Raw genomic sequence first — 14,384 nt, forward strand, 5'->3', positions numbered from 1 at the left:
ATTGCCCGAAAGGGATGGCCGAGTGTTTCTTAATTTAATTTTCTTGAAGAGTGCTGGAATCCTACGTAAATATATGTATAATAAAAGGAAATGCATCCCTAATGTTCGGAGATGGTGAGACAAATGAAACAATCCTTCGTTACAACGTTCGCTCATGCAAAGATAAATTTGGCCTTAGCGGTATTAGGAATCAGGGATGACGGATATCATGAACTTCAAAGTGTGATGCAGTCTATTGACTTACATGACGTAGTGAGGGTACGGCGTGCCGGTGAGAAAGTGACCTGCCACTGCGGAGAGTTAAGCGGCAGCGGGAATATTGCCCACATAGCGGCTGAGTTGTTTTTGCAAGAACTTGGCTTGTCAGAAGGAGTAGAAATTCACATTGAGAAGCATATCCCAATTCAGGCCGGATTGGCAGGCGGGAGCAGCGATGCTGCGGCTACCCTTCGCTTATTAAATAAGCTGTTTGATAATCCCTTAACAAAAAAAACGTTGTTAGAACTCGCTGGGAAGTGTGGCGCTGATGTGGCATTTTGCCTTGGAGGCGGAACTATGTGGGCTGCGGGGCGTGGGGAAGAACTTGATTTTTTACCGAAAGCCCCTTGCTTGGACTTGGTCTTAGTTAAGCCGAGAGCAGGAGTCAATACACGGGAAGCTTATCAAAGGTTCGACAGGGATGGAAGGAGCGGGTTTCTCGTAAGAGCGGATTGGGAAAACGCTTTAAGGGAATCTTCGCCGCAGCAGATAGCGGCCCTGCTATATAATGATTTAGAGATTGCCTCGATTCCTCTGGTTCCGGAAATATCTGATCTTAAGCAGCAACTGTTGGCCGAGAAGTGCTATGGGGCTCTAATGTCAGGCAGCGGTTCCTGTGTCTTTGGGATTGCCCAAAGTGGTGAACATGCACGGCAAGTTGCTGAAAAACTGAAAAATAGAGGTCATAAAAACGTTTGGGTGACTAAAACAGCTGATCATGAATCAATGTAATATGAAAGGGGATATATGAATGGAAAAACGATTATTACCGGTAGTGCTTGATGGTTATAAGCCTTTGCGGGAAATTGTTTTTGAGTCTATGCGCGAGGCAATCCTCAATGGAGTACTTGAGCCGGGAGAGCGATTAATGGAAATTCAACTGGCTGAGGAAATGGGCGTAAGCAGAACTCCTGTGCGTGAAGCCATTCGCAAGTTGGAACTTGAAAATTTCGTTGTGATGATTCCGCGCAAAGGGGCCTATGTGGCAGGAGTTTCCCTAAAAGATGTGGCGGATGTTTTCGAGATTCGTTCCGCCCTGGAGGGCTTGGCCGCAGGCTTGGCTGCAGAGCGGGTGACGGATGAAGAATTGGAACAAATGGAGCAGGTCTTATTTTACCGGGCAAATGAAGGCGAGATGAATTTGGAACAAATTGTTCAATCAGATACAGATTTTCATGCGCTTGTTTATAAGGCAAGCCGTAACGAACGCTTAATTCAGATTTTAGCGAATCTGCGAGAACAAATTCAGCGTTTCCGAGCCACATCATTAGCAGTTCCCGGACGGAACAAAGATGCTATTGAAGAACATCGTATGATTGTAGAAGCATTACGAAATCATAACAGTGAGGAAGCACAATCATTGGCGATGGCTCATATTGTGACTGCTGAGAATGTTATGTTTGAGACCATGAGAGCGAAGAATGATCCTGGTAAGGCGGAACAATAATCGTGGAAAAGATGAAACGAGCGGAACGCATGGTGGCCATCACCCAATTGTTAATGTCTAACCCCAATGTTCTGACTCCCCTGACCTTATTTGCAGAACGATTTGGTACGGCGAAGTCTACGATCAGTGAGGATTTAATGGCTGTCAAAGGGAGTTTTCAGCTTTCCGGGCAGGGCCGTCTGGAAACTGTCTCCGGTGCAGCAGGTGGAGTTCGTTATATTCCTGAAATTTCCTCCGCAGAAGCGGCTCTCTTTCTAAGCAAGCTGGCACAACGACTTAGCGAAAAAGAACGAATTTTGGCGGGTGGGTTTCTTTATATGACCGATCTTCTTTATGATCCTGCAGTTCTCCGCCCGCTCGGACTTATTTTTGCAAGTTCTTTCAGAGAGAAGGGACCTGAAGTTGTCGTTACCATTGAAACGAAGGGAATTCCCTTGGCATTGGTAACAGCAGAAGCCCTCGGCTTACCCATGGTCGTCATCCGTACGGGAAATAAAGTGACCGAGGGATCATCGGTAAGTATTAATTACGTTTCCGGGTCTTCCCGGCGCATACAGATGATGTCTTTGTCACGCCGGGCCTTAGATCCCAGACGTAAAGTGCTTGTCATTGATGATTTTATGAAAGCAGGAGGAACAGCCTTAGGGATTAAAAATCTGATGAAAGAGTTCGAAGCAGATGTTGTAGGCATTGGTGTGTTGGTAGAAACCCAAATTACATCGGAGCCAAAACTTGTTGAAGGTTATTTATCTCTTTTGAAACTGCGGGAACTCGATCTTAATAGCGGAAAGTCAATTATTGTACCGGAGGAACTGCTTTTCAATGGGTTGTAAGGTAATTATTCAAAATTTTCCCGATTTATAGGCAGGATTTTTTTACCATACAGAGAATATCATTATGGACAGACCTGGAAAGCAAAGGGAAGGGTGGTGATTCATAATGAATATTACTGATGTGCGGGTTCGAAAGATTAACACGGAAGGTAAGATGAAGGCAGTGGTTTCCGTGACTTTTGATAATGCCTTTGTTGTGCATGATGTCAAAGTCGTCGAGGGGATGAATGGTATTTTTGTTGCGATGCCCAGCCGTAAAACACCTGAGGGAGAATTTCGTGATATCGCTCACCCAATTTCCGCTGCAGCACGGGAAGTCATTCAAACTGCTGTTTTAAAAGCGTATCAAGAAGCGATGTAAATTATTTAGAGATTGGAAGGAGACCTTTGGGGGTCTTCTTTTTTTTTGTTTCCGTTCAGGGGCTGGTTTTCTTTTGATATATGTTGTTCTAAAAAAGGATTTTAGGCTTATTTGACGAATAAAGAACTTTTGGAATGTAAAAATCACTACAGGTTAAACTAAACTGGAGGCGAATAGAAATGCCTAATTTGGTAGCGGTGATCATGGCTGCTGGAAAAGGGACAAGAATGCATTCAAAATTGCCTAAGGTCATGCATTCTTTAGCAGGGAAACCGCTCATTGAACATGTCTTGGACGTGGCCAACCAAGTTGGGGTTGAACGACCGTTCGTAATTGTCGGACATGGCCGTGAAATTGTTGCGGCCAGAGTTCAAGAACGTGCAGAGACAGTAGTTCAAACTGAACAAAAGGGAACAGGGCATGCTATCATGCAGGCGATGCCTTATCTGGAGGACGCTCAGACAGTCCTTGTTCTCAGCGGAGATCAACCGTTACTTAAACCCGAATCACTACAAACTCTGATAAAATTGCATCAAGACCGAGGAGCCTGTGCTACAGTTTTAACGGCTTATCTGGAGCAGCCGTTTGGCTACGGGAGAGTTCTTAAACATGGCGATCAACTTGTAAGGATTGTTGAGGAAAAAGACGCAGCACCTGATGAACGCCTAATTAAGGAAATCAACACCGGTACCTATTGTTTCAGAGCATCAGCCCTTAAGGAAGCATTAGCGAAAATTACTCCTCAGAATGCCCAGGGGGAATATTACCTGACGGAAGTTTTTGATATCTTTTTAAAGCAGGGAGAAACAATACTGACGTATTGCACAGAAGATTCTCACGAAGCCCTGGGGATTAATAGTCGGAGTCAGTTGGCAGAAGCGGAAAGGGTTTTTCGTGAGCGGATTCTCGAGCATTGGATGGCAGAGGGAGTCACGGTTGTCGATCCTGCTTCAACGTTTATAGATGCTGAAGTAAGGCTTGCTCAAGATGTCACCATCTTACCCTTCACGCGGCTTATGGGAAAAACTTATGTCGGTGAGGATGCCGTCATCGGACCTCAGACAAGTCTGGAAAACTGTAGAGTGGGATGTGGATCTGAAGTAACTTATACAGTTGCTAAAGATTCGAATATTGGCGATCGCTGTCATATTGGGCCCTTTGCATATCTGCGGCCGGGGACAAGTCTGGAGTCAGATGTTAAAGTAGGCGATTTTGTAGAAATCAAAAACAGCAAAATTGCAGCAGGGGCAAAGGTTCCTCACTTGAGTTATATAGGGGACGCACAGGTCGGAAAGGCTGCAAATATTGGCGCGGGTACCATCACCTGTAATTATGACGGCAGCAGTAAACATCCCACGATAATTGGCGACCATTCATTTATTGGCAGCAACACCAATTTAGTGGCACCTGTTGAAGTGGGAGATTACGCCGTTACGGGAGCAGGTTCAACAATCACTAAAGATGTTCCTGCAAAAGCCTTAGCAGTGGAACGGAGCCAACAAATTATTAAAGAACATTGGCATCTGGAGAAGAGAAATAGGGGGCAAAAATAGTCATGGCAGCAAAAGAATTTAAGATTTTCTGTGGAAATGCCAATCGGCCGTTAGCGCAGGAAATCGTGGATTATTTGGGAGTCCCGCTTGGTGAAGCAAAAATTAAACGTTTCCAAGATGGAGAAATCTCTATAGTCATTGATGAAAGTGTCCGGGGATCGGATATCTATGTGGTTCAGCCGACCTGCTATCCAACCAATGACAACATTATGGAATTGCTTATTATGATTGATGCGATGCGCCGGGCTTCAGCCCGCCGAATTACTGCAGTCATGCCTTATTACGGCTATGCTCGCCAGGAACGCAAGTCAAGGGCTCGGGACCCAATCACCGCTAAATTGATGGCTAATCTGATAACCACTGCAGGTGCTGACCGTGTTGTAACGATGGATTTACACGCCCCTGCTATTCAGGGCTTTTTCGATATTCCTCTGGATCACTTACCAGGTGTGCCGATCCTGGCAGAGTATTTCCGAGAAAAGGGTCTTGGCAATCTCTGCGTCGTTTCTCCGGATTTAGGCGGGGTTACCAGGGCACGAAATCTTGCCGAACGTATCGGCGCTTCCCTTGCCATTATTGATAAGAGGCGGCCGGAACCCAATGTTTCTGAAATCATGAATGTCATTGGTGAATTAAAGGGAAAAACAGTGATCATGATTGATGACATCATTGACACTGCCGGGACTATAACTCAGGGGGCTCAGGCGCTCCTTGATCGGGGTGCCAAAGCAGTCTATGCCTGCTGTACCCATGCCGTTTTATCAGGACCTGCCATTGAGCGTCTTGAGAACTCAGTGCTGCAGGAAGTTGTAGTTACCAATACAATTCCTCTTGATAAAGAGAAAACAATTCCCCGCATTAAGGTGCTTTCTGTAGCGCCGCTATTAGGGGAGGCAATTGTTCGTATTCACGAAGATCTCTCAGTGAGTAAACTTTTTAGTTAAAGAAAAAGAGAAACCCCTGGGGCATTCACCCCAGGGGTTCTTTAGATTGAGGGTCTTCCGGCAGAATTTGATTGGCTGGCGGATCGTCATCAAGTTCCATCACGGTGACAGGTGGTTTTTCTTCCTGAGTCTCTAAATTATTGGTGTCGCGCTTTTGCTTTTTAAAGTAATTGCTCAGAGTATGAGTCGTTTCCGAAGCAAGATGAGAGGTTGAATGCAGAAGATTTTTAAAGGACTCACTAAGCCCCTTATCGGCCACCGACAAGTAATTTTCGCTTCCCTGTTGAGTTACGATGACATCATGCCCAAGGGTTGTGATATATTCGGCGGACAGCCAAGCCTTGCCGCTCAGGAACCCGTCGAGTTTTCCTGCTGAGATTTCCACTTGGGTTATTTTCCCTGTGGTCGGGTCAATATAATATTCATCAGCTGTCCCGAGGGTTTTCCCGGATTCTGTAATTATTTTTGTGCCAATAATTGTTAGTTTTTCTTTAACTAACTCTAAGAGTTCAGGAAGGTTGGACGTTTTTTCCACATGAGTTTCTTTATCAATGGTGATGGCGTCATCGCCGACGCTAACGACTTTAGTATAGGGTATAACGCGTTGATCTTTGAAAAATCCTTTGGGGTCTACAATGATCGCAGCAAGAGACTTTGTACCGGCATCGAGGATTAAACTTTTTACATAACCTATTTGCTGCCCTTCTTTTAGGGAGATAATGGGTAAGGATAAAAATTTCCGACTTGGTTTCAATAAGTTCACCCCCTTATGGTGAAAATTATTTGTTGCTTATCCATAATGAATGTATTCAGCTAAGAGGATGAATATGCTTGGGAGGGTATTATTATGAAGGTTATTGTCGGCTTGGGCAATCCTGGTCCCCAATATGCAGAGACACGCCATAATATTGGATTTCTGTTTATCGACGGTTTGGCCGAAGCTTTAGGACTCCAATTTCGAACGAAATTTCAAGGTTTATGGACTGAAGGGTCTGTACAAGGTGAGCGCTTGTTACTTTTAAAGCCTCACACTTTTATGAATTTAAGCGGACGTTCGGTCAGGGAACTTGTTAATTTCTATAAAATCGCCCCTGAAGATATTCTAATTGTTCATGACGATATGGATTTGCCTTTAGGCAAACTGCGCCTGCGTGATCATGGAAGTGCCGGAGGACACAATGGAATTAAGTCTATCATGGCGGAATTAGGCACAGAAACTTTCTGGAGGCTAAAATTAGGGGTTGGCCGGCCGCCGAAAGAGTGGGATCCCGCACGCTATGTTCTTTCTCCCTTCGGAGAAACTGAACTCCCTGCCATTGAAGACTTATTAGAGCGGGCCGAAAAGGCGGCAGGTCTTTGGCTTAAAGGAGATGTCGGCAGAGCTATGAATATATACCATCGCTAAATCGCCGAATGAGTATAACCTTTCGCATTAGGGGTAATTCTAGTGCTAGGGAGGTGATTACGGGATGAGAGTGGTAAAAGTATGTCATACCTGCGAAAGAATTCTGGGCGAGATAGAGCTCGATGACTTGACCAGTGCAGAATCCGATTCTATAATGGATATCGTTGGAAACATCTCATATACCCTTTGCCCGAGTTGTCTGAATGAAATGGAAACGGAGTCAAGGAATGTTTTTCATTAGGGAGATTTAAGAAAAAAGCAGGGCAGAAATAAATTACGTTAGGATAAGAAAGGGCAGGTCTATAGAACCATGTCCTTTAGTCAGTTTAGAGGAGTAGGCAAGTGGGGGTCCATGACGGACGTTCATCTTTTTTTGCCGCCCGAAAGGACGAATGTTTTTGAAAATAATTCATGATTACCTTCGCCAGGGATTAGATATTTCCAAGATCGAGGAGTCCCTTGGGTCTGGGGAATGGCCTCAAATGATCTATGACTTAACCGGTAGTCAGAAGGCGGCTATGATCGCCCAGCTAATACAGAAAAAACCGGGATTAGTTCTGACTTATTCTGAAGAACAGGCTCAAAAGTGGGCAGCGGATTTAAAGACTTGGTGTCCTCAAAAATCCATTCTGCACCTTCCGGCTACGGAATGGCTTCCTTTTGAAGTCCTGGGAAAAAGCAAGGAAACAACGGCAGAGAGAATTCGTGTTTTTAATCGCTTAGCCATTGAACGAAATTGTACGGTTGTAGCCTCTGTTCTGGCCATAGAGAGGCGCGTGTTTCCTCTCCAGCGCTGGAGGGATTATTCACTGACCTTAGAAACAGGGAAAGGATATGCTTTAAACGATATTCTTTTAACCTTGATAGGCGGAGGATATGAACGAGTTGATACTGTGGAAGGGAAAGGTCAATTTGCTTTGCGAGGGGGAATCTTGGATATTGCTCCTCTCGCCGGAGAGGCTCTGCGCATAGAGTTTTTTGATGAAGAAGTTGATTCGATCCGAACCTTTAATCTAGAAACTCAGAAATCGATTTCGTCTCAGGATAAGGCCTTGATTTCTCCCGCTATGGAGTTTGTGGTGACCACAGAGGAACTTGAAGAACTGCGCTTTACAATTCGAGCAGAAGCCCGCAAAGCAGCGGGGCGTCTGCAGCGAGCAGGCAGGACGGAAGCTGCAGAGCGGTTGCATAACAAGGTACTTTTTCTTGAAGAACGATTACAGCAAGGCATTCTTGATGAAAATATTTATCCCTTTCTGAGTTTGGTTAATACTCCACTCGTACCCTTTTTCTCATATCTAGAAGATAATTACTATATCATTCTTGATGAGCCGCTGCGTTTAAAAGAGCAGCTTGAATTTCAGGCTAATGAACGATTGATGGAATTTACTCAGCAATTGGAACAGGGCGAAGGTTTTGTTCATCCTGAAACGTTGTTTATCAGATATGAGGATTTGTTGAGGCCCGGTCAGAAACAGCCCTTAATTGGACTATCCACGCTAATAAGGCAGACTCCGGGACTAACTCCAAAACGGGTATTCAACCTAAATGCCCGGTCCCTAACGGGCTTTATGGGAAAGACAAGTAAGTTAGTGGATGAAATCGAACATTTTAAAGATGCAGGGAATGTGGTGGCTCTCTTTGTTGGAGATGAGGAACATACAGAGCGTTTGCTCCAAGGTCTCAAGGACCGGGGAGTAGCTGCCGGCCGCAGAAAACTTGGGGATACCATTGAAGACGGACATGTCTATGTTTATCCTTACTCTCTGGATCAAGGTTTTGAACTGCCCCTGGGTAAACTCGTAGTACTTACCGAGACCGAAATATATAAACGTGAGAGTAAGGTGGCTGGGAAGAAACCAAGTCCTGCCCCTGCCAAGAATGTTTATGTTTCGGATCTTAAGCCGGGAGACTATGTTGTGCATGTTCACCATGGGATTGGACAATTTACGGGAATTGAGCGTTTAGAGGTTGCAGGGATAGAAAAGGACTATTTTGGAATTCGCTATGCCGGAGAGGATCGGCTTTATGTACCTTTAGACCAACTCCATCTTTTGCAAAAGTATTTGGGAAATGCTGCAGAGACTATGCCCAAACTATATAAACTCGGGGGAACTGAGTGGCACAAAGTCAAAAGCAAGACGCGCTCTGCGGTTAAAGAAATGGCCTTTGATCTCTTAAAACTCTATGCCCAGAGAGAAGCTACTCAGGGATATGCTTTTGCTCCGGACAACGTTTGGCAAGTGGAATTTGAAGAGAAATTCCCCTATGTAGAAACGGACGATCAACTCCAGTGTATTGCCGATGTCAAACGGGACATGATGCTTCCTCGTCCTATGGACCGGCTGCTCTGCGGAGACGTTGGCTATGGTAAAACTGAAGTTGCTCTCAGGGCTGTATTTAAAGCGGTTATGGACGGTAAACAAGTTGCCTTCTTAGTTCCGACCACCATTTTAGCTCAACAGCATTTCAACACTCTTCGAGAACGATTTACAGGTTATCCTATTACTATTGATGTGCTAAGCCGATTTCGTTCCTCTAAAGAACAGAAAGAGATCATTCAGGGCTTGAAAGAAGGCCGGATTGATGTCATTGTTGGAACCCATCGTATTTTAGCCGATGCCGTTAAATTTAAGGATTTAGGCCTCTTAATCATTGATGAAGAGCAGCGTTTTGGGGTTGCTCATAAAGAGAAGCTAAAAACAATCAAAGGAAACGTGGATGTTCTGACCTTATCAGCGACACCAATTCCTAGAACCCTTCATATGTCGCTAGTGGGTGTCAGAGATATGAGTGTGATAGAAACTCCGCCTGAAGGCAGGTACCCTGTACAGACCTATGTTACCGAATTTCGTCCTGATGTGGTACGGGATGCTATACGGCGGGAAATTCAACGGGGTGGGCAGGTATTCTTTGTTCATAACCGAGTTGAGGATATGGACAAAGTCACTGATTTTTTAAGCCAATTAGTTCCGGAAGCCCGCTTCGGTGTGGCCCATGGTCAAATGCGTGAAACCATGCTTGAACGTGTCATGCTGGATTTTTTAGAGCAGCAAACGGATGTTTTAGTTTCCACGACTATTATTGAAACGGGTCTGGACATGCCTAATGTCAATACGCTGATTATTGATGAGGCCGACCGTATGGGGTTGTCCCAGCTTTATCAGCTTCGGGGCAGAGTGGGGAGGTCAAATCGCAAGGCTTATGCCTATCTTCTGTATAAACCGCAAAAAGTTCTCACAGAGGTAGCGGAAAAACGATTAGCTGCCATCCGTGAATTTACGGAATTCGGAGCGGGATTTAAAATCGCCATGCGTGATTTGGAAATTCGCGGCGCAGGGAACTTAATTGGTGCCCAACAACATGGCCATTTAGCGGCCGTTGGCTTCGAGCTTTACAGTCAGATGCTGAAAGAAGCGGTTCTGGAATTGCGCGGGGAAAAGGTGGAAGAGGCCGCAGAGCCAAGCATTGAACTTCAAGTAGATGCCTTCCTGCCGGACGCCTATGTTTCTGATAAGCAGACTAAGGCTTCCTTGTATCAACGTTTAGCCAAGGTGGCAAATGAGGCGGAACTCGAGGAAATGGTTGACGAGCTGGTAGATCGCTTTGGAACTCCTCCTCGCGAAGTTGAACATTTAATTCAAATTATTAGGATCAAACTTTTGGCAGGAGTACTTCGCATCGAACAAATTCAGCAAACGAAACAAAATGTCAGCCTGCGCTTTGGAGCAGATCTAGGGATGTCCGGCGAACGTTTAATGGCTATTGCCTCAGCTTCTCCGCTACCCTTGTCCTTTAACTCGTTACCTAATGGAAATCTTGAATGTAAGGTTCGCGTTCGTACTCTCGATCAAGAAGAGGTGATTGGAGCGGTGCGGCGTGTGCTTGTTATTTTTAGCAATATTGCTTCACGGGAAACTCCTTGATATACTGGACTAAGTGAATTGAAAGGGTGTGTCGGAATGAAAAAGTCCCGGCTCGGGATACTAGTTGGCGTTATAATGTTGGTGTTGATAACTGCAGGCTGCTCTTCATCGGCAGATGGTAAATGGGTGGCCCAAGTTAATGGGGACCCAATTCTCATCAAGGATTATGATGCTCGTGTGGCAGATGTACAAAAAACCTATGAGAGTCAAGGTATGAAGTTTGACACGGATCAAGGGAAACAAGCCTTAACACAAATTAAAAGTCAAGTTCTTGATCGTATGATTGAAGGACAGCTTTTGGCCCAAGAGGTCAAGAAACTTAAGCTGAATACGGCAGATGCTTCGATTAAGAGCCAGGAAGATGCGATTAAAAAGAATATGGGTACAGATGCTCAATTTCAGTCTATGTTAAGCCAACAAGGCATGTCTCAAACAGAGTTGACAAATTTTTTAACGGTTTATACTAAGATAACTTCGGATGTCAAACAGCCGACTGACAGCGAGGTACAAACGTATTATGACAAAAACAAAGCGAATTACGGTCAACCCGAAAGTGTTACTGCCCATCACATTTTACTTAAGACAGAAGCCGATGCCAAAGCGATTATCGCGCAGTTAGAACAAGCCCAGAAAAATAACGAAAAAATTCTTCCTCTGTTTGAGCAACTTGCTAAAGAAAAATCCACAGAACCGGGAGCCAAAGAGTCGGGAGGAGATCTCGGAACTTTCACCAAAGGGAAAATGGTTCCGGAGTTCGAAGCGGCGGCTTTTGCCCAGAAAGTAGGAACCTTTTCCACAACTCCTGTTAAAACGCAGTTTGGTTATCATGTTATTTATGTTGAAGCACATACGCCTGCCAGTACACCGGATTTTGCAAGCATAAAGACTCAAGTGGCCCAAGATGCGTTCAATGAGGCTAAAGACACTAAGTTTCAAACATTTTTTGATGACTTGAAGAAAAATTCTAAGATTGAATATGCCAAAGGGTACCAACCGGCAAGCTAAAGAGTGTTTTTAAGAAGGCGAATTATTTTGCCTTCTTTTGTTGTGCATTGGAAAATAATGAATAATTGGCAAACTCTAGATATATACTATCATTGACTTGAAATAGTAATTAGAAAAGAACGAAATGAGTTTTCGGGAACAAAGGAGGAATGTGCACCTATGAAAGCAACAGGTATTGTGAGAAGAATTGATGACCTTGGCCGGGTCGTTATTCCAAAGGAAATTCGTCGGACTCTTCGCATCCGGGAAGGTGATCCGTTAGAAATTTTTGTAGATCGAGAAGGGGAGGTTATCCTAAAAAAATACTCCCCCATCAGAGAATTGGGGGAGTTCGCCAAGGAGTATGCCGATTCTCTGTTTGAAGCGACCGGGCACATCACTTGTATTTCGGATCGTGATACAATTATTGCCGTGGCAGGGGCTTCGAAGAAAGAGTACTTAAATAAACCAATAGATCATTCCGTTGAACAAGCTATGGAAGAAAGGAGAACACTTCAAATAGGTTTAACTAATTCCGGTGACAATAGTGCAGCCAAAATTAATGATAGCGATGAAGAGGATCAATCTAAAGTAGTCTGTGAAGTGATTGCTCCAATTATTTCTCAAGGAGACCCTATTGGGTCGGTAATGATCATTTCAAAAGAGCCCAATGCGAAGATGGGAGATTTAGAAATTAAACTGGTTGAGACGGCAGCGGTTTTTCTGGCCAAACAGATGGAGCAATAGGGACAATTCCAGAGAGTAGTGAAATAATTATGCTTTCAGTCTATAAGAATAAAGCGGTACTCCCGCTTTATTTTACTTTATGCTAAACTAGCTTCAGGAGGTGAGAAAATGTCCTCGTGTCTTCATGTCATTGGACTGGGTCCTTCGGGACTTGAACAATTAACGTTAGGGAATTACCGTCGTCTTCGTGATGCTAAGAAGGTTTTTGTGAGAACTTCGCAGCACCCTTGTGTTCAGGAATTATTGGCGGAAGGTATCTCCTTGGAATCCTTTGATGACGTTTATGATTCTGAAGCTTCCTTTGAGGAGGTGTACCAAAAAATTACCGAACGATTGAAAACAGAGCTGCAAAAGGGTTCGGAGGTCATCTATGCTGTGCCGGGACATCCTATGGTTGCCGAAAAGACAATCCAACTTATCCGCAAAAACTTGGAAAAGGACTATAGAGTAATTATTCATCCTGCCATGAGTTTTGTGGATGAAATTTTCCGGGTACTGAATTTTGATCCTATTGAGGGAGTGCTTATCCGAAACTATGATGCTCTCAAAGATTCGGACCTGACAGGACGGGAATGGCTTATTGTTCCTCAGGTCTATAACCGCTTAATTGCCTCGGAGGTAAAGCTTGATCTCATGCGGTTCTATCCCGATGGGGCAGATGTGTTTATTGTTCGTGGGTTGGGTACTTCCGGAGAACAGGTGGACAAGCTTCCTCTTTTTGAAGTGGATCACGGAACCTTCGATCATTTAACAACGATTGTCTTGCCCCCGTGTTCGGAGGTCATTTCCTGGGCTAGATTGGTGCAAATAATGGCGGTATTGCGTTCTCCCGCCGGTTGTGCTTGGGACAGAGAACAGGATCATCAAACCCTGAAGCCTTGTTTGATCGAAGAAAGCTATGAAGTGTTGGATGCCATTGAAAAAGAGGATATGTATAATTTGTGTGAAGAGTTGGGAGACTTATTACTGCAAGTTGTATTTCATGCCCAGCTTGCTTCAGAGAACGAAGAATTTGAAATTCAAGATGTCTTACAAGGTATTATTCAAAAGTTGCTGCGCAGGCATCCACACGTTTTTGGTGAAGAGACGATTGAAACTGCGGATGATGTAATTCAGGCTTGGGATAGAATTAAACAGGAAGAAAAAGCCGGCGAAAAAAAGGAAAAAGCCTTTTTCAGCGATCCGCAAGGTTTACCGGCACTGATGCTGGCTTCGGCAACACAACGCAAAGCGGCTAAAGTTGGGTTTGACTGGACCGATCTCGAAGGTCCTTTCCAGAAAGTCCAGGAAGAATTGCAAGAGCTGCAGGATGCCTTGAAAACTGGGGTGGGTATTCGTGAAGAGTTTGGGGATCTATTGTTCGCGCTGGTAAATGTATCAAGATTTCTTAAACTGGATGCAGAAGAAGCTCTCAGGGAGGCGGTACATAAGTTTCAGAGGCGCTTTCTCAAAATGGTAGAACTTATTCACCAAGAGAATCAGGAAATTGAACACTTATCCCTTAAGGACATGGATGTTTTTTGGGAAAGGGCAAAATTCCAAGAAAAAAACGGTAAATTAATGTAATATTCCGCGGGATAAGCAGGAGAATGATTTTTTATCGCGAAATATAGTCTACGTGATAAGATCAGTTATTTAGGAGGGACTAGTTTGAATAAGGCTGAATTGGTAAGTGCAGTTGCTGAAAAGGCAGAAATGTCCAAGAAGGACGCAGAAAAGGCCGTAAGCGCCGTTTTTGCCACGATTGAAGAATCTTTAGCACAAAACGAAAAAGTTCAATTAGTGGGCTTTGGAACCTTTGAAGTAAAAGAACGTGCTGAGAGAACTGGAAGAAACCCACAAACTAAAGAAACAATCATTATTCCCGCTGCAAAAGTGCCTGGTTTCAAAGCGGGGAAAGCTCTTAAGGACGCTGTCCAAAAATAA

At 44.4% G+C, this 14,384-nt stretch carries 14 protein-coding genes; 13 read left to right on the plus strand and 1 reads right to left on the minus strand.

The window, feature by feature from the left end:
• The first annotated feature begins 123 nt into the window (after positions 1 to 123).
• The 6 genes from ispE (at position 124) to DESACI_RS00275 (ending at position 5,396) form a co-directional block, all read left to right on the plus strand.
• Positions 124 to 990, plus strand: a complete 867-nt coding sequence (gene ispE, locus DESACI_RS00250) for a 4-(cytidine 5'-diphospho)-2-C-methyl-D-erythritol kinase (protein ID WP_014825183.1) — start codon at positions 124 to 126, stop codon at positions 988 to 990.
• Positions 991 to 1,009: 19 nt separating this feature from the next.
• Positions 1,010 to 1,705 carry a GntR family transcriptional regulator gene (locus DESACI_RS00255; protein ID WP_014825184.1) on the plus strand — a complete coding sequence of 232 codons (696 nt, stop codon included), beginning with the start codon at positions 1,010 to 1,012 and terminating at the stop codon, positions 1,703 to 1,705.
• A 2-nt stretch (positions 1,706 to 1,707) separates the two neighbouring features.
• Positions 1,708 to 2,538, plus strand: coding sequence for a pur operon repressor (purR, locus tag DESACI_RS00260; protein WP_014825185.1), 831 nt, complete (start codon positions 1,708 to 1,710; stop codon positions 2,536 to 2,538).
• A gap of 106 nt (positions 2,539 to 2,644) precedes the next feature.
• Positions 2,645 to 2,899 carry a septation regulator SpoVG gene (gene spoVG, locus DESACI_RS00265; RefSeq protein WP_014825186.1) on the plus strand — a complete coding sequence of 85 codons (255 nt, stop codon included), beginning with the start codon at positions 2,645 to 2,647 and terminating at the stop codon, positions 2,897 to 2,899.
• Between the two features lie 179 nt (positions 2,900 to 3,078).
• On the plus strand, positions 3,079 to 4,452 hold the full coding sequence (gene glmU / locus DESACI_RS00270) for a bifunctional UDP-N-acetylglucosamine diphosphorylase/glucosamine-1-phosphate N-acetyltransferase GlmU (RefSeq protein ID WP_014825187.1): 1,374 nt from the start codon (positions 3,079 to 3,081) through the stop codon (positions 4,450 to 4,452).
• A 2-nt stretch (positions 4,453 to 4,454) separates the two neighbouring features.
• Entirely contained in the window at positions 4,455 to 5,396 is a 942-nt protein-coding gene (locus DESACI_RS00275; protein ID WP_014825188.1) for a ribose-phosphate diphosphokinase, read from the plus strand.
• Between the two features lie 25 nt (positions 5,397 to 5,421).
• Here the strand turns inward: DESACI_RS00275 and DESACI_RS00280 are convergent, their stop codons facing one another.
• Positions 5,422 to 6,150, minus strand: a complete 729-nt coding sequence (locus tag DESACI_RS00280) for a PRC-barrel domain-containing protein (RefSeq protein WP_014825189.1) — start codon at positions 6,148 to 6,150, stop codon at positions 5,422 to 5,424.
• A 93-nt stretch (positions 6,151 to 6,243) separates the two neighbouring features.
• Between DESACI_RS00280 and pth the strand changes: the two genes are divergently transcribed.
• The 7 genes from pth (at position 6,244) to DESACI_RS00310 (ending at position 14,384) form a co-directional block, all read left to right on the plus strand.
• A complete protein-coding gene (gene pth / locus DESACI_RS00285; RefSeq protein WP_014825190.1) occupies positions 6,244 to 6,801 on the plus strand; it encodes an aminoacyl-tRNA hydrolase in 558 nt (185 codons plus the stop codon).
• 64 nt (positions 6,802 to 6,865) lie between these two features.
• Positions 6,866 to 7,042 (plus strand): hypothetical protein, encoded by a 177-nt coding sequence (locus tag DESACI_RS24715; protein WP_014825191.1) that lies wholly within the window; start codon positions 6,866 to 6,868, stop codon positions 7,040 to 7,042.
• A gap of 151 nt (positions 7,043 to 7,193) precedes the next feature.
• A complete protein-coding gene (gene mfd / locus DESACI_RS00290) occupies positions 7,194 to 10,727 on the plus strand; it encodes a transcription-repair coupling factor (protein WP_242833108.1) in 3,534 nt (1,177 codons plus the stop codon).
• Between the two features lie 36 nt (positions 10,728 to 10,763).
• Positions 10,764 to 11,732, plus strand: coding sequence for a peptidyl-prolyl cis-trans isomerase (locus DESACI_RS00295; protein WP_014825193.1), 969 nt, complete (start codon positions 10,764 to 10,766; stop codon positions 11,730 to 11,732).
• Positions 11,733 to 11,891: 159 nt separating this feature from the next.
• Positions 11,892 to 12,458 carry a stage V sporulation protein T gene (spoVT, locus tag DESACI_RS00300; RefSeq protein WP_014825194.1) on the plus strand — a complete coding sequence of 189 codons (567 nt, stop codon included), beginning with the start codon at positions 11,892 to 11,894 and terminating at the stop codon, positions 12,456 to 12,458.
• A 108-nt stretch (positions 12,459 to 12,566) separates the two neighbouring features.
• Positions 12,567 to 14,024, plus strand: coding sequence for a bifunctional methyltransferase/pyrophosphohydrolase YabN (gene yabN / locus DESACI_RS00305; RefSeq protein ID WP_014825195.1), 1,458 nt, complete (start codon positions 12,567 to 12,569; stop codon positions 14,022 to 14,024).
• A gap of 84 nt (positions 14,025 to 14,108) precedes the next feature.
• Positions 14,109 to 14,384 carry an HU family DNA-binding protein gene (locus DESACI_RS00310; protein WP_014825196.1) on the plus strand — a complete coding sequence of 92 codons (276 nt, stop codon included), beginning with the start codon at positions 14,109 to 14,111 and terminating at the stop codon, positions 14,382 to 14,384.

This window comes from Desulfosporosinus acidiphilus SJ4, from assembly GCF_000255115.2.
Lineage (GTDB): Bacteria > Bacillota > Desulfitobacteriia > Desulfitobacteriales > Desulfitobacteriaceae > Desulfosporosinus > Desulfosporosinus acidiphilus.